The organism is Wolbachia endosymbiont (group A) of Limnophora tigrina, from assembly GCF_964263225.1.
In the GTDB taxonomy this organism is placed as follows: domain Bacteria; phylum Pseudomonadota; class Alphaproteobacteria; order Rickettsiales; family Anaplasmataceae; genus Wolbachia.
In genome coordinates, this window is record NZ_OZ181654.1 from 1,557,187 (window position 1) to 1,577,028 (window position 19,842).

General features: G+C 35.1%; 13 protein-coding genes and 2 pseudogenes. 8 read left to right on the forward strand and 7 right to left on the reverse strand.

Annotated elements, in window-relative coordinates:
• Window positions 1-142 precede the first annotated feature (142 nt).
• Window positions 143-2,500, forward strand: a complete 2,358-nt coding sequence (locus tag ACE38P_RS07355) for an ankyrin repeat domain-containing protein (RefSeq protein WP_374699786.1) — start codon at window positions 143-145, stop codon at window positions 2,498-2,500.
• Between the two features lie 108 nt (window positions 2,501-2,608).
• Window positions 2,609-3,532: an RluA family pseudouridine synthase gene (locus ACE38P_RS07360; RefSeq protein WP_353281709.1), complete on the forward strand. Its 924-nt coding sequence runs from the start codon at window positions 2,609-2,611 to the stop codon at window positions 3,530-3,532.
• 7 nt (window positions 3,533-3,539) lie between these two features.
• On the opposite strand, the gene ACE38P_RS07365 is transcribed toward ACE38P_RS07360, so the two are convergent.
• Both ACE38P_RS07365 and aspS read right to left on the reverse strand, forming a co-directional pair.
• A complete protein-coding gene (locus ACE38P_RS07365; protein ID WP_374699787.1) occupies window positions 3,540-4,802 on the reverse strand; it encodes an MFS transporter in 1,263 nt (420 codons plus the stop codon).
• Window positions 4,803-4,837: 35 nt separating this feature from the next.
• Window positions 4,838-6,640, reverse strand: a complete 1,803-nt coding sequence (gene aspS, locus ACE38P_RS07370) for an aspartate--tRNA ligase (RefSeq protein WP_374699788.1) — start codon at window positions 6,638-6,640, stop codon at window positions 4,838-4,840.
• 131 nt (window positions 6,641-6,771) lie between these two features.
• Between aspS and ACE38P_RS07375 the strand changes: the two genes are divergently transcribed.
• Window positions 6,772-8,097 (forward strand): ankyrin repeat domain-containing protein, encoded by a 1,326-nt coding sequence (locus tag ACE38P_RS07375; RefSeq protein WP_374699789.1) that lies wholly within the window; start codon window positions 6,772-6,774, stop codon window positions 8,095-8,097.
• Between the two features lie 13 nt (window positions 8,098-8,110).
• On the opposite strand, the pseudogene ltrA reads toward ACE38P_RS07375, so the two are convergent.
• A pseudogene (gene ltrA, locus ACE38P_RS07380) lies at window positions 8,111-9,217 on the reverse strand (group II intron reverse transcriptase/maturase); the annotation flags it as partial.
• Between the two features lie 52 nt (window positions 9,218-9,269).
• On the reverse strand, window positions 9,270-9,410 hold the full coding sequence (locus tag ACE38P_RS07385; RefSeq protein ID WP_019078704.1) for a hypothetical protein: 141 nt from the start codon (window positions 9,408-9,410) through the stop codon (window positions 9,270-9,272).
• 172 nt (window positions 9,411-9,582) lie between these two features.
• Here ACE38P_RS07385 and ACE38P_RS07390 point away from each other — a divergent pair, with 172 nt between their 5' ends.
• Entirely contained in the window at window positions 9,583-9,996 is a 414-nt protein-coding gene (locus ACE38P_RS07390; protein WP_374699790.1) for a hypothetical protein, read from the forward strand.
• A 61-nt stretch (window positions 9,997-10,057) separates the two neighbouring features.
• Here the strand turns inward: ACE38P_RS07390 and mutS are convergent, their stop codons facing one another.
• Complete coding sequence (gene mutS, locus ACE38P_RS07395) at window positions 10,058-12,568, reverse strand: DNA mismatch repair protein MutS (protein ID WP_010401892.1); 2,511 nt, start codon at window positions 12,566-12,568, stop codon at window positions 10,058-10,060.
• A gap of 113 nt (window positions 12,569-12,681) precedes the next feature.
• Here mutS and ACE38P_RS07400 point away from each other — a divergent pair, with 113 nt between their 5' ends.
• The 3 genes and pseudogenes from ACE38P_RS07400 to ACE38P_RS07410 all read left to right on the forward strand — a co-directional run bounded on the left by ACE38P_RS07400 (window position 12,682) and on the right by ACE38P_RS07410 (window position 15,224).
• Window positions 12,682-12,984 (forward strand): hypothetical protein, encoded by a 303-nt coding sequence (locus ACE38P_RS07400; RefSeq protein ID WP_374699791.1) that lies wholly within the window; start codon window positions 12,682-12,684, stop codon window positions 12,982-12,984.
• Window positions 12,972-13,265, forward strand: a pseudogene (locus ACE38P_RS07405) (ankyrin repeat domain-containing protein); the annotation flags it as partial. The gene ACE38P_RS07400 and the pseudogene ACE38P_RS07405, both read left to right, overlap by 13 nt.
• Window positions 13,251-15,224 carry an ankyrin repeat domain-containing protein gene (locus ACE38P_RS07410; RefSeq protein ID WP_374699834.1) on the forward strand — a complete coding sequence of 658 codons (1,974 nt, stop codon included), beginning with the start codon at window positions 13,251-13,253 and terminating at the stop codon, window positions 15,222-15,224. The pseudogene ACE38P_RS07405 and the gene ACE38P_RS07410, both read left to right, overlap by 15 nt.
• Before the next feature lie 41 nt (window positions 15,225-15,265).
• Here the strand turns inward: ACE38P_RS07410 and ACE38P_RS07415 are convergent, their stop codons facing one another.
• On the reverse strand, window positions 15,266-17,347 hold the full coding sequence (locus ACE38P_RS07415) for a heme lyase CcmF/NrfE family subunit (protein ID WP_374699792.1): 2,082 nt from the start codon (window positions 17,345-17,347) through the stop codon (window positions 15,266-15,268).
• A 146-nt stretch (window positions 17,348-17,493) separates the two neighbouring features.
• Between ACE38P_RS07415 and ACE38P_RS07420 the strand changes: the two genes are divergently transcribed.
• Window positions 17,494-18,726, forward strand: a complete 1,233-nt coding sequence (locus ACE38P_RS07420; protein WP_374699793.1) for a hypothetical protein — start codon at window positions 17,494-17,496, stop codon at window positions 18,724-18,726.
• Window positions 18,727-19,063: 337 nt separating this feature from the next.
• Here the strand turns inward: ACE38P_RS07420 and radC are convergent, their stop codons facing one another.
• Window positions 19,064-19,744, reverse strand: a complete 681-nt coding sequence (radC, locus tag ACE38P_RS07425; RefSeq protein WP_264375899.1) for a RadC family protein — start codon at window positions 19,742-19,744, stop codon at window positions 19,064-19,066.
• Window positions 19,745-19,842: the final 98 nt, after the last annotated feature.

The window sequence follows — 19,842 nt, forward strand, 5'->3', positions numbered from 1 at the left end:
ATTAAGTGGTTTCAGGCAAGCTTGGTTTTCTGTAAGTTAATAACAGTCCTTTTAGACTCTCAAGTTACGCTATGGAAAATGCGTTGACTATTCTACCATAATATATAGCATCAAAAAATACTCTATAGTATGAGGTAAAGCTATGGTAATGACATATGAACAGTGTAACATAATATTAGGTGTAATTGATCAAGAGGTAAATTTAAGTAAAGACAATGTAATTGAAAGAATAAAAGAGCTATTAAAGGAAGTAAAGATACTAGGGCAAGCAGAAACATCAAGAATGTTAGAAGAGATATCGCATGGATTAGAAGTATCAGGCGAGAGTACAAGAGTACAAGAGACACAAGAGCCATTAAAAAAGAGACTAAAGGTGGTAAATGTACCGCAGACAAAAGAAGAAGTAAAAAAGATACTAAAGGAGTCAAGGGTATCAAATGCGCAACAGATGGTAAAAAGAATGCTAAAAAGGTTAGGTGTACAAGAGACATCAGAAGAATCAAAAGCAGTGGCGCTAGAGGATGTGCTAAATGCACGAAAGATCTCAGAAAAGGTACCAGTGATGCTAGATACACAAAAGATACTAGAAACACTAAATAGACTAAAGAAAGAAAGTGGAAATGTGTATAGAGAGTGGAAGGAAAATGAGTTTGATGTAAATCATTGGTTTGAAATAGATCGTTTGCATGAACGCTTTTCATACACGTTATTATATTTAGCTATTGATTTTGAGCTGAACAATTTAATCAATGCTATGCTTGAAGTAGAAGGAGTCGATATTAATGCAACAAGTCCGTTGTTCAAATGGACTGCTTTACATTGGGCTGTTGAAGATAGGAACATAGAAGTAGCACGCAAGCTAATAGAAAAAGGGGCAGATGTTAATCTGTTGGATTCATCTCAACGGACTACTTTATATCAGCCAGCTGTAAATGGCGATATAGAAATAATAAAAATCTTAGTAACGAAGGAGGTAAATCCTAATGTGGAAGATCTGATGAACTTGACTGCTTTATATGAAGCTGCCAGGAATGGCCATAAAGAAGTAGTAAGGTTATTAATGAATAATGGAGCAGATGTTAAGAAGAATGGGGCGCTTAAACTTACTCCTTTACATATTGCTGTTGCAAATGTTGATAGAGCAATGGTGGATTGTATAATAAAAAACGACAAGAATATCGACAAAAATATTGAGATAGTAGATGTATTTGGATGGACTCCTCTATATTGGGCTGTTACAAAGAACGATATTTCAATATTAGAAGACCTATTAAAGTGCATATCAGAACATGGAGCAGATGTTAATCTAGAGGATAATTTAATTGGACGATCTCCCTTACATATTGCTGCTACGAATGGTAATGTGGGAGCAGTAGAGCTCTTAATAAAATATGGAGCAAATGTTAACCATAAGGATGCATGGGGATGGACTCCTTTTAATTGTGCTGCTACAAAAGGCAATAGAAAAGTAATGTATTATCTAATAGCCCATGGAGCAAGTATTGAGACGAATGATTCACAGAAAATATTACTTTCTATTTGTCCATATAATTATCTAGAAGCAGTAACTACTATGATACAACTTGGAATATGGAAGGATGTGATGAAATTGATGGGAGCTGAGTTTTTACGTTGTGCTGCCAGACATGGTGATACACTAATGGTACATGCTCTATTAGAAGCTGGAGTAAATGCTAATGCAGATGATGATTTAGGATCAACTGCTTTACATAAAGCTGCCAAGTATAACCATCCGGAAGTAGTAAGGATCTTAATTTTATATGGAGTAGATGTTAATGCACAGGATAGCTCTGGGCAATCTCCTTTAGCTTATGCTGTCGAACGTAGACACTGGATAGTAGTAATGACCTTACTATGTTATCGCGCAAATACTTCATTGCCTGATCACTGTGGTGAAACTGTAAGAGATTTAGCTGAACGTCAAGGTATAAGTAATCTTCTAGTGGAAGCAGAACAAAGAGCAATAGCTATACTTACACAGCTTGACTTAGAATCAAGTATACTCAGAAACAAAAAATTAATGACAGTGCAACACATAGAATCACATATGTTGAGAGAAATAGAATCACATAATCTATCTATCAGCTTTGAACGTATGATAAGAGATCAAGCTAATCAAATTGAACAATTACAGTATAACGCTAAACTTAATGGAAAAGGAGTAGCACTTATAACTGACCGCATTAAATGTGTGCAGTTAGGGACTAACACTAAAGCGTGTCCAGATGAAATGGATGGAGTAAAAGAACAAATATTACATAGTCCTTACAGGTGGTCATATCGCACTAAAAATGTTAATGTAGGAAGAGTAACATCTTTAGCTAACGGCATTGAGTGTATGAAGTCAGGGCCTAACACTGAAGCGTGTCCAGGCCCTAGTACTAAAGAGCCTAATACTCACCTCTCTATGATCGAGAAACTATCATTGTTACCACTTTACTCAGCTGTAGGAAAATATGAAGCTGTTATAAAGAGTTAAATAATCCTCTAAATTCCAGCACGCAGCACTCGATGCAAGTAGCTGAAACTGAGGAGTACATTAGGTATGTTAGATTTTAGTTTACACAATAAAATTTTTATAAGTAAGATGTCAGAAGGTATCAAAACCATATTAGTAGAAGACAATAACGTTAGGCTCGATAGGTACATTAGAAGAATTTTTCCCAATTTGAAACAATCTGCAATTGAGAAGTCTTTAAGGAAAGGATTAATCAAGGTTGATAATTGCACGGCAAAATCCAGCGATAGAGTGAATTCTGGGCAAACTATAACGATAAGATACTTAGATTATATTGAAAACACTAATTCTGATCGTAAATATAATGAAAAATTAGTAAATTTACTGAGAGACAACATACTATATGAAGACGAGTATATATTAGCTATAAACAAGTCAGCAGGAATAATCGTTCAAGGCGGTATAAAGGTAAAAATTAGCATTAGTGACTTGCTTGACCAAATAAGAGAAGGGGAAGTATTTAAAATTGTCCATAGACTTGATAGAGATACAAGCGGAGTAATAATATTCGCGCGCAATGCCAGTGTTGCAAGATACCTTATGGAAGAATTTAAAGGACGGAGGATAAAAAAAACTTACCTAGCATTAACTTCTGGTATACCGAGCAAAGATAATGGAATAATAGACTACCCGTTGGTGAAAAAATATATTTCAGGGCAAGAAAAAGTAGTTATTGATGAAGACTCACCTCAAAATGCCACTACGCATTTTTCAATTATATCAAGATTAAAACATAATGTTGCTTATTTAAAATTACAACCAATTACCGGCAGGACACATCAGTTGCGTGCACATTTAGCTCATATAAATTGCCCTATTCTTGGTGACGGTAAATATGGTGGTAAAAAAGCTTTTATCGATGGGGTAGTAAATCAGATCCACCTTCATTCGCATTCTTTATCTTTAAAATTGCCAAATAATAAAGTAATCACTATTACTGCTCCTATCCCTAGGCACATCGAAAAATCTATTGAAGTGCTATCTTTCAACTGAAACGATTTCACCAATCAACTTTTCTATCTTTGGCTTTAATTTGAAGTACAGATATTAGGCTAATTAATGCACAGATAGTAAGATAAATGCCTGCTGCAAGTTTTGTTTCAGTTTTTTCTATAAGCCACATGCATATCGATGGAGAAAGGCCGCCAAAAATACCTGCAGATATGTTATGTGCGAGGCTAAAGCCAGTGCATCTAACTTTTGTTGGAAATAACTCGCAGGCGAGAGAATTATATATTCCAAAAGATGCGCCTATCGGCACACTTATTAATAGAAAAGTGAGCGTTACAATATAGTGGTTATCATATGATAATAGTGAAAGTGCCGGCAAACCGGCGCAAGCTAGAGTTACTAATGTAGGAATGATCACGTTTTTTCTTCCAACTTTATCAGACAGTATTGCAAACAGCACTGCAGACGTCCCAAATGTAATTTCAACCATAATCCTTACTACATTTTTAATATCAATATCTGAAAGAATAAGCTCTTTTACAGATATGTTGTAAAACATGATTACTGAATAAACAATTGCGTTTTGAGCAATGCCAAGTCCAATTGCTATCACAAATGCCTTTTTATAGTCCCTGATTAATTCTAAAAATGGAGAATCAGATAAGCTTCTATTTTGATCATGAATTTTATATGCTAGGCTCTCTTCCATTATGTATCTTATTAAGAAGCCTATTACGCCCATAACAGAGCAGAAATAGAAGAGCAATCTCCAGCCCCAAATCTCATAATTTTCACCTGTAAATTTTTTGCAAATAGCTATCATTACAAAACATGTAATAGAACCAAGAGCACCACTGAAAGCTTTCATGCTACCTAAAAAGCCTAGATTTTTTTTATCGCTTGAATGCTCTATTAAAAAGGCTGAGTTGATACTCGTTTCCCCTCCTGTTGCCATTCCTTGTATTATTCTACAAAGCAGAAGTAATATAGGAGAAAATATTCCTATTTCTTTAAAGCCTGGTATAACCGCAATTGCGGTGGATGATATCGAAGCTAATATTACAGAAGTCAGTAAAATTTTCCTCCTGCCGTATTTATCTCCAATGTAACCAAAAATAAATGCACCAAATGGTCTAAATCCAAATCCAATTGCAAAACTGCCAAGAAATTTGATTGTGCTTAAATAATCACTTTCTGAAGGAAAAAAAACGTTGCTTATTATATGAGTTAAAACTCCAAACAGAGTTACTTCATACCATATAATCATATTGCAGATTATGCTTGATAGTATTGCTTTTTGAATATTGTTCATGATTTCTGGTTTACCACACTCCGCTATAAAAATTTTTATTCAATAACCTTCAAGGATAACTCACGTAAATGTTTATTGTCCACTTCAGAAGGAGCACCCATTAGAACATCCTCTCCTTGCTGATTCATAGGAAAACAGATTACTTCACGAATGTTTGGCTCATCAGCAAGTAGCATAACCATTCTATCAATCCCTGGTGCTATTCCACCATGAGGGGGCACACCAAACCTGAATGCACGTACAAGTGCGCCAAATTTTGTATCAACTTCTTCTTTACTGTAGCCTGCAATGGCAAAAGCTTTATACATTATATCCAGTTTGTTGTTACGAATTGCTCCACTTGAAAGCTCTATTCCATTACAAACAAGATCATATTGATAAGCAAGGATGTCCAGTGGATCTTTTTCTTCTAAATCCTTCAAGCCACCATGTGGCATAGAGAATGGGTTATGAAAGAAATCAATTTTTTTGCTTTTATCATCATACGCAAAATATGGAAAATCAATAATCCAACAGAACTTAAATATGTCGTTATCTATAAGACCTAGTTCTGATCCTAAGAGAGCGCGCACTTTCCCTACAATTATTGCTGCTTCATTTTCCTTATCAGAAGCAAAAAATACACTATCTCCAGGCTTTACATCCGTTATTTCTTTTATAGAATTTAGCCTATTTTCATCAAGGAATTTAGCAATTGGCCCTTTTGCGATGCCATCTTTATCAAACGTTATATATCCAAGACCTTTAGCACCGAATTCTTTTTGCGCATGTTCTATTTTTTTATCAAAGAAGCTACGAGGTTCTTCTGCTGTTTTAGGAGCAGGGATGGCTCTCACTACCATACCGCGTTCAATATTGCTTTTGAAAATATTGAACTCTGAATCACGGAAAATTTCTGTAACATCGCTAACTAACAATGGATTACGCAGATCTGGCTTATCAGATCCATATTTGAGCATTGCTTCTTTGTATGTAATACGTGGAAAATCTTTATCGACAGACTTGCGAGAAAATTTAGCAAACACTTTATATAAAGTAGACTCAATAACCTGAAATATATCCTCTTGAGTTACAAAAGACATTTCAAGGTCTAGCTGATAAAACTCCCCAGGAGAACGGTCAGCCCTTGCGTCCTCATCACGAAAACAAGGTGCAATTTGAAAATATTTATCAAACCCCGAAACCATAAGCAACTGCTTAAAAATCTGCGGAGCTTGTGGTAATGCATAGAATTTACCAGGATTTAGTCTGCTTGGCACTAAGTAGTCACGTGCACCTTCAGGAGAAGAGGCAGTAAGTATTGGAGTTTGAATATCTAAGAATCCTTGCTCTATCATGAGCCTCCTGAGCTCTGAAATGATCTGTGAACGTAGAATAATGTTATTACGAACCTTTTCACGTCTTAAATCAAGAAAACGATATTTAAATCTCATGTTTTCTGGGTATTCTTGCTCACCGGCGATACTTGCTAATATACTCCTTTCTTCTTTTGCTATTTCTTCATCACAGTGGAACTCAACTTCAGATTCAACTTGTAAATTACTAACTATAACTTCAATTTCTCCTGTGGAAATAGAGCTATTTACCGTATCTTCAGTTCTAGCTTTGACTATTCCTGTGACAGTAATCACACTTTCTGATTTTAAATTCGAAATTTCATCAAAAAAATCTTTATCGTTATTGAATACCAACTGAGTAATCCCATGAAAATCTCTTAAATCAACAAAGATTAGGTTACCATGGTCACGTTTGCGATACAGCCAACCAGAGAGAATAACTTCCTTTTCTACATCATTCTTCCTTAATTCATTACACTCGTGAGTTTTATAACAGTTCATTTAATTGAAATTTCTAGAATACAAAAAGATTATAAAATAAATTAACCTTTGGGCAAGATAATATCTAAAGATCCTTTACAAGCAATTCTGATTTAGATATACTTTTTTATTATGTGTGTTGAGGTGTATTTATGAACCCTGAAGAATTAAAAGAAATTTTAGCTAAAAAAGAGAGGGTGAATGCTGTAATAAAAGATCTTGTTGATACTGTTACCAAAAATGATTTAGAAAAAGTAAAATCAATTTTTGAGAAAAACAGCTCTATTATTAAAGATGTTGTTGCTGAGATTAATTCCCAAAATGGTACAAATTTATTAGGTTATGCTATTGATAGTAAAATGGCTAAATATCTAATAGAGCAAGGTGTAAAATTCGTCACTGCAGTCGGAAAGGCAGTTATGAAAAAAGATTTAGAGTTAGTCAAATCAATCTGTCAGATGAATAAATCAATAGCTAAAAATGAGTTATCGCAAAATCCTGAGCCACTAGAATCTGCAACTTATGATCACAAATTTAATGATAAAATTGCAAGGTATTTGATTGAACAAGGTGCAAATCCTAATGCAACTGATCATCTTGGTCGTTACTTACTTCATCTGCAAACTGCAAAAGGCAATTTCGAAGGAGCTAAGGCTTTAATAGAAAACGGTGCGGATGTAAACATAGTAAATCAAGAACAGGATGGCTATTGGAGACCAGGCATAGACGCTAATGCGCTGAAGGGTCAAACTGCATTGCACTTTGCAATTAGAGTATACAGAAATAATAAAGACCTAAATCCTGAAAAAGCTAATAGAGCTTTAGGATTTATAAGTTATTTAATAGAAAAAAAAGCAAACTCAAATATCAAAGATTGTAATGAAAAAACTCCTCTAGATACTGCTATATTTTTTGACACTCCAGAGATAGTAGAATTATTAATAAAAGCTGGTGCTGATCTTAATGTTGGAAGGGAAAAAGCAGAAGGTGTTTTAAAGTATGCAATTACTGAAGGGCATATAGATATAGGGAAAGCTACAATTCGATATATTTTGGAACATGACTCACACTGGTTAACAACTTCAAATAAACCAGATCTTCTCAATGACCAACAAGAGTTATCAAACTATTGGGATGAATATAAAGCTCAAGTTAAAGAGCTTCATGATATAGTGGGAGATAGAATTTACTTAACTGGTGACCGCTCTACCCGTCCTATAATGAGAACAGTGAGTGGCTTTTTAGATCATGAAAGTAGAAAAAATCTAGTAAGGAGAGTAGACCGGCGGAGCTTCCCCACCAGTCTCTCGCAGAACTGCACGGAAACCTCTCGGCTTATACAGCTCCCATTATTTAGCCTTTTGATCCTAACCCAAGTGTCCAATGATAGAAAATACTTGGAGACCTCTTTCTCACTTTTCCTAGAAATTGCTTTGCTAGTCTTCCGTGATCACGAAGTTTCTTATATTTTGTCCTGACCCATCTTATGAGGTATCTCTCTATATTTCTGAGAGATGGATACATCTCTGATTTATAAAACCTGCCATAGTACTGAAACCAGCCTCTGACTATTGGATCTATTTTCTTCGATATTTCCTCTAGTGTGGTCCATGTAATCCGATGTATTCTCCATGACTTTATGGTTTTCTTGATCTTCTTCTTGGCTTTGTTACTAATTGCAGGTAGAAATGAGATGAAATAATTCCTCATCTTATTCTTTGCTACTCTAGGTCTAAAAGTATAACCTAGAAAATCAAAGCTTTGTTTAGGAAATTGTTCTTTTCTATCATCATCCTTACTGTACACAATCTGTGTCTTTTCAGGATGTAACTTCAATTTACACTTAGCCAATCTTTCTTCAATCATTACTTTCATAAATCCTGCCTGTCTTTTAGTTCTGCAGTGCACTATCGCATCATCTACATATCTTTCAAATGGTACTGTTGGATAATTTTGTTTCATCCACATATCAAAGGCATGGTGCATAAATATGCTTGAAATGATTGGGCTTATTGAACCTCCTTGCGGAACTCCTTTATCCCTTGTTACCCTACTGCCATCTGCTTGCTGAATGGGGGCTTTCATCCACCTCTCAACATACAGTATGACCCATTTGCAGTCTGTGTGTTTCTTGATAGCCTGCAGTGCTAAATCGTGGTCCAGATTGTCGAAAAATCCAGATATATCAAGATCTACCGTCCAATCATTTTTCCAACATCTCTTCCGTGCTGTGTATATCGCATCCAGTGCAGACTTATTTGGTCTATAACCATATGAATCTTCGTGAAATTTCGGTTCTACTAACGGCTCAAGATACATTGTAGCTGCTGTTTGCGCTATTCTGTCGAATACTGAAGGCACACATAAAATTCTTTGCCCTCCTGTATCTTTTGGTATCGCAACAGCTTTTACCGGCTCTGGAAAATAACTTCCGGATGACATCCGATTCCATAATTTGTATAGATTATCCTTTAGATTTTCTTCAAACTTTGTTATCGAGACCTCATCTACACCTGCTGCACCTTTATTTTTCGATACTTGTTTATAAGCTCTCCAAATAAGTTGCTTCGGTATATCAAAAGACTTTGTTTTATTCATTAACTCCTCCCTTTCGGTTGATAAATAATTAAAACTAAATAACTTAGCCCCTTCACTCCATTTCCATTACAGAAACTTCTTCGCTACTACGAGCTAATCCGCCCCTGTTTTTCGCATCGGTACTCTCATCCTCAGAGATCAGCTCTTTGGACTTCTCCCTTTTCATCGAAACGACAGGTTCCCGTAGTTCCATGCAATAGCCTAAAATAGATTCACGCCACTTTTATGCCGGACGCCACCTACCCAGTAAACAAGCTCCCAGTAGATTCATCCCAGGTTAACGACTACCCCCTGGTTTTGACGTCGTCTCTACGCTTTCGACACTTCATCAGTGGTTCACTTGCGTTCGTCTCTCTATTTCATACATGACACATAATTGTGCCTTTTCCATAACGCTTACTACCTTAGCTCTTTACCAAAGCAGCTTATGGCTGTTTGAAGCCTGCTCTTGCAAACCGGCTCCGAGGGGCCCTCCCTCATCTACTGCACAGCTTCAACACTTTTCGTGTTTCTACGGCGCACAATCATCATTCATATCTAGTGCTGAGGCACCAGAAAATTTTTGTCCGAGAAAGCTGGCTGTTATAAGTGTAGCTGCAATAACTTGCGCTTTAGCATTATATTTTCTTGCTCCATTAATCATTGGGTCTTCTGCTGGAATTGGTACTCAACTAGCATTAGGAGCTGTAGGTGCAGTTGTAGGTGGTGGAATTGGAATCTTGACCAATGTGGCAATAGATCAATGCTACGTTAATTCAGCTACTCAGAAAGCTGACTAAAATTAAAGCGCCATAGATTGCTAAAACTCCATAATTGTGGAGTAATATAATGTTACTTTCCTCAAGCCTTTAGCTCCTCAAACACTTCACTTGCTCTATTTAAAACAGAGTCAGGAAAACCAGCAAGTTTTGCTACATGTATTCCATATGACTCATCTGCAATGCCTTCAATTACTTCATGTAAAAAGATAACCTCTCCGTTCCATTCTTTTATTTTCATACAAAAACATTTCACATTTTCTAAGTATTCACCTACTTTAGTTAATTCATGATAATGAGTTGCAAAAATGGCGCGGCACTTATTTACATTGTGAATATGTTCAATCACTGCCTGTGCAATAGATAATCCATCATACACTCCTGTGCCCCTACCAATTTCATCAAGTATCACCAAGGAACGATCTGTTGCCTGATTTACTATCGTTGCTGTTTCGATCATCTCTACCATGAAGGTAGAATAACCAGCTGTTATATTATCTGTTGCACCAACCCTGCTAAATATCTTGTCAATCACTCCTACATGCGCACTCTCTGCTGGCACAAATGACCCCATATGAGCTAAAACTGCAATGAGAGCGTTTTGCCTCAAGAAAGTGCTTTTTCCAGCCATATTAGGACCAGTAATTAGATGTATACCAGCTAAATTGATGCTATTTGCAATGAATTTATCGTTAACTTCAACCACTGGATGTCTTCCGCTACAGATATTGAACTCTTTGCTGTCATCAATGATGGGTTTTACGTAATTATTTTGCACTGCAAGCTCTGCAAACGCGGTTCTAATATCAAGTTTTGCCAAAGCATTTGCAGCAAGAGCAATTTTTTCAGATTCTTTAGCGACTTCACTACACAGTTCACTAAAAATTTTCATTTCTAAGCCGATTGCAGCATCACGTGCCGTAAGAATTTTATTTTCTAGTTCTTTCAACTCATTAGTAGTGTAGCGCATGCTATTTGCTAAGCTTTGTCTATGAATAAATATATCCGAAGTTATTTTGTGATTTGCCGACACTTCAACGTAATAACCGAGTATGTTGTTATGTAATATTTTAAGTGCGGCAATACCAGTTAGGTCGCGATAAGATTCACGGAGTTTGGTTATTAGTTTATTACTATTATTTAATATGTAGGATAACTCAGATAATTCTGAGTTGTATTTTGAGTGAATAAATCCTCCTTCTTTCACGGAACTGAGGTTATTATCAAGTATAGCACTATTTAACAGTTCAAATAGGTCTTTATGATTGCCAAGGCTTTTATGTATTGTGCTTAGTTCACTTTCGTCACTACTTATCACCTGAGTAGTAGACACTGGTTCCTTTTCTCTTGTCAAGCACTGGAATGACATCTGAGAGTTAATTTCTGATTTTTCACTTAAACAATAATTATGCAAGGTAGACAGAAACTCAGACAACTCTAAAGTTTTTCCTAGGCCTATTTTTAATAGGTTCATATCCTTTGGTGAACCACGCCCTAGTATTAAGCGCGATAAAGACCTCTCAATATCTGGAATGTTAGATAATATCTCTCGTATTTTTCTGCGTGGCTCATGATTATTTACAAAAAATTGAGCGGTGCTGAGCCTCAAATTAATTGCCTTAGAGCAAGCAAGGGGTGAAGCGAGCATTTGTTTGAGCAGGCGTCCACCAGAGGCTGTTACTGTGTGATCAATAACTGAAATTAGTGAACCTTTCTTTTCACCAAATTGAGTTGAAAACAACTCAAGGTTTCTCCTTGCTGAAGCATCAATAAGCATGAAATTTTGTTGCTTATAGGTTTTTGGGAATTCAAGCCTTGGAATGGAGCCCCTTTGTGTTACTCTGACATATTCAAGCAGTGCACCACACGCCATGATTTCTACTTTGCTGAAATTTCCTATACTCCCAAGTTCCCTGATTTTATAAAACTCGCATAACGTTCTGTGAGATTTACTATACTCAAAAAAGCTCTGTGCGTGTTGCGTAATTGATATTTTATAATTTTTTAAAATCGATCTAATTTTTTCGTCCTCAGTGAATTTTTCAGAAATTAATAATTCTCTTGGTGATATACGCAATAAATCACTATCTAGAGCTTTCAAACTCGTTAAAATGTGAAAAAATTTTCCCGTCGATAATTCAAGCCAACTAATAGCATATTCGTCATTTTGTTCAACTATGGATGCGAGATAATTATTGCTTTTATCCTCCAGTAGTGAATCTTCTATAATTGTACCTGGAGTTACAACTCGCACTACATCACGTTTTACTATGGATTTATAGCCCCTCTTTTTTGCTTCATCAGCAGTTTCTAATTGGTCACAGATTGCTACTTTGAATCCTAAATCTATTAGCTTGTGCAGGTAAGACTCACTACTGTGTGCTGGCACTCCACACATTGGTATTTCTTGCCCATTTGAATTGCCCCTCTTGGTTAGCACTATATTCAGCAATTTCGCAGCTTTAATAGCATCATCGAAAAACAATTCATAAAAATCGCCCAGTCTATAAAACAATAGATGATCCGTGTATTGAGCTTTCAAATTTAAATATTGCTCCATTACAGGGGTATTTTTTTCTCTTATTAAGTTCATAACATTTTTAAATATGTTAGCAGCAAACCACTTACTCTGGTGTTGGTTATTTTATTATGGATCAATAATTTTTTTTAGCTATAGTACAAAAACAAATAGTTTGAGGTAGAATTATGGAATATGAACGGTTGTTAAAAATATTAAGGACAATAAGTGACTTAAATGAGAACAATATAATCGAAAGGGTAAAAGAGGAATTGGAAAAAGAAGATCCAGACACGTATAAAAAGTGGCAAGATAATGGATTTAACATAAATTATACATTCGATGATCAAAGTACATTGTTACATATAGCTGCTAGAAATGATCTTGTAAAGATAGCAGAGCTTTTAATAAAAAAAAAGGGGGTAATGTTAATACAGCAGATCAAGATGGATGGAATCCTTTACACTTTGCTGCTGCAAGTGGTAGTATAGGAGTGGTAGAGATTCTCATAGCAAACGGGGCTAATGTTAATGCAGCAGATCAAGATGGGTGTACTCCTTTGCATTGTGCTGCTCACAATGGACATAAAGAGATAGTAGAACTCCTATTAGACACGGGGGCTAATGTTGATGCAGTAGGTAAAGTTAAGATAACTCCTTTACACGCTGCTGTTCGCTTTGGTTATACAGAGATAATAAAAGTTCTCATAGCAAACGGGGCTAATGTTAATACAGCAGATCAAAATGGGTGTACTCCTTTGCATTGTGCTGCTCACAATGAAAATAAAGAGATAGTAGAACTCCTATTAGACACGGGAGCTAATGTTGATGCAGTAAGTCAGGCTGAGAGTACTGCATTACATCATGCTGTTTCTGCTGAAAATTGCCAAGTGGAAATAGTAAAAGCTATCATAGAAAAGGAAGCTGCTGTTGACATAGCGGATAAATACGGGCGTACTCCGTTATGCTGGGCTATTAGAAATGGCTATTCAGAAATAGCAAGAATTCTACTTGAAAACAAAGCAGATCCTTTATTGGGACATAAAAGTTTTAACACATTAAAGCTCTTGATTGAATTAATAAAAAATGATTTTAAGCACTCTAAGAAAGCAGAAGAAACACAGCAACAAGAGGATGATGAATATGAATTGATTAAATACTCACTGGTACTTCGCAATGACTGTTCTTTAACTGATATTGCTGAAAGAGGTGCATTTGGTAAGTTGATATCTACGTGGCTTGTTGACATGTCCAACTTAACAGAGAGTCAGAAGGAGTTGAATAAAAAATTCTTAAGTACTTTTAAAGACTTTCCACATGTTACTTATAAGGATTATAAGAACGATGTTGAAAAAATTAAAAAATTTTTACTGGATCATAAAAGTAATCAAGATCTAAAAACCATCCTCAACCTTAAAAGAGGAGAATCTAAACTGACAATACTGCATATTCTATCAAGTATGGAATGTAGCAATGCGGGAGAATTCATAGATTTACTGTTGAATTCAGGTGCTGATCCTAATGAAAAGGACGACACAGGAAGAACACCTTTACATTATGCTACTCGTTCTGGTCATTGTGATACAATTATCAAATTGCTTCTAAGGAAAGGAGCTAATCTTGATATAAAGGATAAAAAAGGTAAAACCCCAATAGAATTTGCAGTTAATAATCCCAACCTTAATATTAAAGAGTACTTTTTAACTGATGATGTTATTTATGGAACTTTTCGTAAAAAAACACAAGTTGACTATAATGGAAAAAAGTATTTGTGCAAAAGTGTAAATCTATGGGGGGAGGATTTTCTACTAGATGAGCAAGATCCAGGTAAATATTTTTGTAAATTAGATGAAGTTCAAGACATAAATCAGCTAGAACAGGTTGTAAATGAAGCTATAAAATCTAGGGTAAGGTTCAATCTTACTCGTGAGGGAAATATATATGAAAATACTTATGAGAGTAGGTATAATTTTACAGATTATGTAATAAGAAGAATTAGTGAATTAAAGATTTTTCAAGGTGAAAGGGACATAGAAGTTGCTAGTCGCATAGTATGTAATTTGGTAAAAAGAGGTGCAGTATTTGAAACTCTAAGTAGTATAATTGTAATTGATAAACTAGAGAAGTTTAAAGACCACAAAGCTAATCTTAAAGAAGCACGTAAAAGCTATATACATTACTCTCTAAGGTTTTTGGAAGCTGCAAAAAACGCAACTACTGGTAAGGTAAAAGAGGCAAAAATGGACAACTTCACTTTCTACTTGAAATACTCAAAGAATAGTATAGTCGAGGTTGCAAAAATCGTAAATGGAACAGATGAAAGCACAGAATTTCGAAGAGACGTGATAGCAATCGGTGAAAGCGAGACAGAAATTTTAACAGAAGGTGGGGTAAGAAATTATACTGACCTTATAGGTAATATAGTACTGACTTTTCATACTGATTTGGGAAAAGTAGATGCTAGATTGTATTCTGATGTCCAAGATGAAGGAAAAATTATAGTAGAAGTGAGTAACAAGGAGGAAATATTGGAAAAGTTTAAAAATTATAAAGAAGAGTTAGGTGAGAACTGCTTGCTTGGTGGTTCTTCTGTCTACGACGCTATTAAGCAGGGATATTTTAAAAGGCCTGAGGAAGTAGATTCCATATATCATGTAAGTTCTTCATTAGAAAATATATCTTTATTTCCTATTGTACAACAGAACATAGAGAAAATTCGCCAGCAAGGTTAGTGTTGCTTAGCTTAAGTTTAAATTGCAAAAAAATGCAAACTTTATGATACTGAAGGAACTACTTTTTTGCTAGAAGGCAAAGCAGCAAGGAGCGAACCAAAAGCGATAAGAAAGGATCCAAGCCAGATTATAGACATTCCAGGTTTATAGTGCACTTTAGCTGCAATTTTGCTCTTACTCTTATCAATCTCTCCAATTACAACATAAATATCAGAAAATAAATTGTGGTAGATACTGCTTTCAACATTTTTCTGACCTTCCGCAAGGTAAAATCTATATTCAGGAGTTACTTCACCTAATATCTTATTATTCAGCAAATTCCTGATATCCATTGTACCCCTCACTGCATGGAAATTTTTTTCTTTTATTAGCTCAATATTTCGTAAAGTAACTTTAAATTTATTGACTGTTATGCTGTCTCCTATTCCCAAGTAGTTTTCTTTTTTCTCCTGCCAACCAACTGAATAAGATATACCAAGCACTAGAATTGCCACTCCAGCATGAGCAAGCATCATTGCATAGTAGGACTTAGAAACTCTTCTTGCTAATAAAATTGATTCACCAAATGCTACCTTAAATAAACAAATTCTTTTACTATATGCTTCTAAAACAAAGATTAATAACGCTATGGAGATGGTAATTGATAGCACAATCATTAGCTCCATGTGAAAGATAAACGGCAAAATAGCTGCAGCACTACAAAATGAAAATCTATATTCACGGAATATTGGCAATAGACTATTTCCCTGCCAACTGCAGTATTGCCCTATCATGGTGAGCACTAGAATAGCTAGTGCAATAGAGTTAAATAAAGAATTGTAATATGGTGCTCCAACTGAAATTAATTCACCGGTTAAATACTCAAGCACTGTAGGGTATAAAGTGCCAACAAACACGATGAAAAAGGCAGTGATGAATAATAAATTGTTCATCAGCATCATCGTAAGGCGTGAAAAGAATCTTCTACCCTCTGTCACTTGAGTAGCAGATTTCTTTTCAGATTCCAATATCGAATACTGGAAAGATGTGTGATTCTTTCTCGTAAACACTACAAATATTACTAAGCTACTGACTGTAATTACACCAAGTAGAGCTAATATATACAGTCCATATCTTGGGTCATCTGCAAACGTGTGCACTGAGGTAAGTATTCCTGAGCGGACTAGAAATGTTCCAGTCACACTCAATATAAAAGTTGTGAGCGTAAGTAAAATAGCAAAATTCCTTAAAGTATTGAAATTTCGTACAACGAGCAACAAATGTGTCAGCGCCACTGCAATTAGCCACGGCATCAAAGAAACGTTTTCCACTGGATCCCAAAACCAAAATCCACCCCAACCGAGTTCACGATATGCCCACCAGCTACCCAAGCTGATGCCCAAAGTGAGCAGCGACCAAGAAATAAGTACCCAAGGCCTGACAATTTTAGCCCAAACATTTCCTTCAGTATTTAAAATTAATCCAGCTATAGAGAGCGAAAAAGGAACGCTAAATCCAAGGTACCCCAAATATAATACCGGTGGATGAATAGCAAGGCCTATATCCTGCAATATCGGATTAAAACCCAGTCCATCTGTTTCAATGCCTGGCATTTTAGTGAAGGGGCTGGATTCAAGTAAAGTGAACAGTAAAAAACAAAAGCAAATCAAGCCTTGGGTGATAAGAGATATTTTTTTTAATTTACTACCATTAGTTCGTTCTGGTGTCATTCCAGTGCTTGACACTGGAATCCAGTTTTTATTACACTGCCATTTGATGTACTCATTTGCAATTAAATTCCAGTGTCTGGGCACTGGGATGACAGAAGGTATATAAATATCCATTAGTAATAAATACATGACAAGCACTAAGGTCCAAAGCAACATAGACCCTTCTTTATTTCCCCAAACACCACAAATCTTATAGATCAAAGGTTTTGTTGTGTGTGAGTGGTAATATACGTTTTCAAGTGAGAAATCATTTTTAATGTGGCAGTAGATCAAAATAGCCATTGATGCTGACACAAAAAAAAATATGGCAGAGGAGACGAATCGGTAAGAACTAAACGGTAGAAACAAATACGTTAAAGATAACAAACAGGCTACCAATAACAATATATTCCCAAATTCAGGCATAAGATTCATATAATGATATTACTAATAATAAATTGGGAGTTAAAGTTTTAATATAGGAACAAAGTTAATCTTCAATTATATTAATAGTAAGTAAAAATTAATCATTAAGCTTTTATACTTTATATTATATAACATTAATATTGTGAGGTAATATTATGGGCACAACTAAGATTAGTGAATTTCTATTCAATATAAAAGGTAAAGTGGCAAAACAACATGCTGAACCAATAATTGAAAAAAATCTCTATACTATTTTAGGATTCAAAGATGTAGAAGATTTAGAACATAAGACAAGTAAGTCCGTTAACAAAAAAATTTGGCAGCTATTTATTGATTGCTTTACAAAGGAAATAGATTATGTAGCAACTAAGCAAGTTGTAAAAAACGTTGTTTGTAATATTGCCAAAAGTGCCCAAGGCAATGCTTTTACTGAAGCTGAAAGCTTAATCTTAAACGAAAAACAAGATAATAAAAAGAGAGAAAGAGCGATTAAAAAAGCTACTAGTATTTTAAAAAAAATCAATCCAGAAAAAGCCTTCAATGAACTTTCAGTAATAAAAAAACAAGCCGAAGATTTTTTACAAACCGATTTTTATAAGGCGCAGAGCAAACCACTGCCAGGATTTGCTACATCTGGTGCGCAGCTTTTTGCGGAAACTTTGAAATATATAGAAACACTAGAAAAATTATCAGAAGTTAAAAAGGAAGATTTAACTAAGAGTTTCCTATTAAATTATATTAGTTCACTGAACAAAAAGTATCCTAAATCACAAGGTAAAAGGGAAGATGCTATACGAATACTATCAAGCGATGAGTTGAAGAATTTTTATAATAAAGGTGTAGAGGAAGGAATACTACAACCGCTGGTATCATATAAAGAATGCAGAAATCTGTATGATAAAATGAGCCAAACAAAGAATGAATGTATAATCAAAAAAGAAGAGCATGAGAAAGCAAGTAAGTCAATAACCAGTATAATTAGTGACATAAAAAAATGTAGAGAAGCAGTCCTTAATTGCAAAAATTTTCAGAGCTCCTACATAAAGGAAAAAGCAGAACACCCATTTAGAGGCACCTCATGTCAAAAAATGATTGATATATATCAAGAGAGAATTGCTGGATATCAGGAAAAAATTCGTCAAAACCTAAACCAAATAAGAGCAATATTAAAAGATACGCCGCAAGATGTGGAGGAAATAATCAATTGTGTGCATGAAGCAGAGCAGTATGATGAAATTTTTGATTCGGCTTTAATTTGTTTACCGAACATACAGAATAAGCTAGATATTCAACCAGAAAATCCCCTAACAGAACTCAGAGCTTCACAAATTAACGTTGAAATTGAGCTAACTAGGCTCTGTGAACAAAATATTAGAGTAAGCATGTGAGTGCTTCAACAAAATTCAAAAAACCAATAAAGACCTCATAAGTCTTATCAAAACAGGAGATTTCTAATAGTGGCAAATACCATGTATTTCTTTCAATTTGCCACTATTACGCCATCTAAATCACACATTGTCTTCCAGAAGGAAAATTTTTGTTCCACTGGCAACCACCTCATGTATAGCTTTATAGCTCTTCTCACAATAATCCGAACAGGTCATAATAATATACTGCTGGCCTCTTGGCTTATAATAGCTATAAAGACGTTTTTACCTCCGTTCGGACTATTATAAGAAGAGCTATACTTCCATAATAAGAAAAATGGCAAAAGCAATTTTAGATCTACTCTAATAAAAGCCTATTTTCCTTGAAACTAAAATAGCTACTAAATGTGATAATAATATGATCTATTAATTCTATTCCTATGCTTTTGCAAGCTTCTGCAAGCTGTCTGGTGAGAAACATATCGCTACTTGAAGGCTGTATATCTCCACTTGGGTGATTGTGGGATATTACAATCGATGTTGAGCCAATCAAAAGAGCGCGTTTTATGATCTCTCTAACATAAAGAGGAGTTTGATCTATTGTACCAAAGTTTTGTAGATCTTCTGCTATTAGACGATATCTTTTATTCATATAGATAACGCGAAAATTTTCTTTATTAAGGCTTCCTATACTTGCTTTTAAATAATCAAGCAATTTTTCCCAATTATTGATTATAGGTAGGTCCTTTACTTCTTCTCGTGCAGAACGAACAAAAGCCTGTTTAACACAAAAGATAGCAGATATAGCTGCATTACTAACTCCTTCGATATTCTGCAGTGCTTCTAAATCGGCATTAAAAACCTTATTTAAACTACCAAAATTTTCTATCAAACTCTTTGCTACTGGCTTTACATCAATTCTACTATATGCTGAATATAAAATGTGTTCTAAAATCTCATAATCAAGTAATGATTGTCCGTTATCTGAAATAATTCTCTCTCTTAGGCGCTTTCTATGACCTTTTTTGTAATCTTTCATTATTCATGAATTGCTTATCTCTTATAATAAGAAATTGAATTTTTAAGTAAAATATTTAATAAAATATATGAAGCATAATTGTAAATTTTTGAAGACAG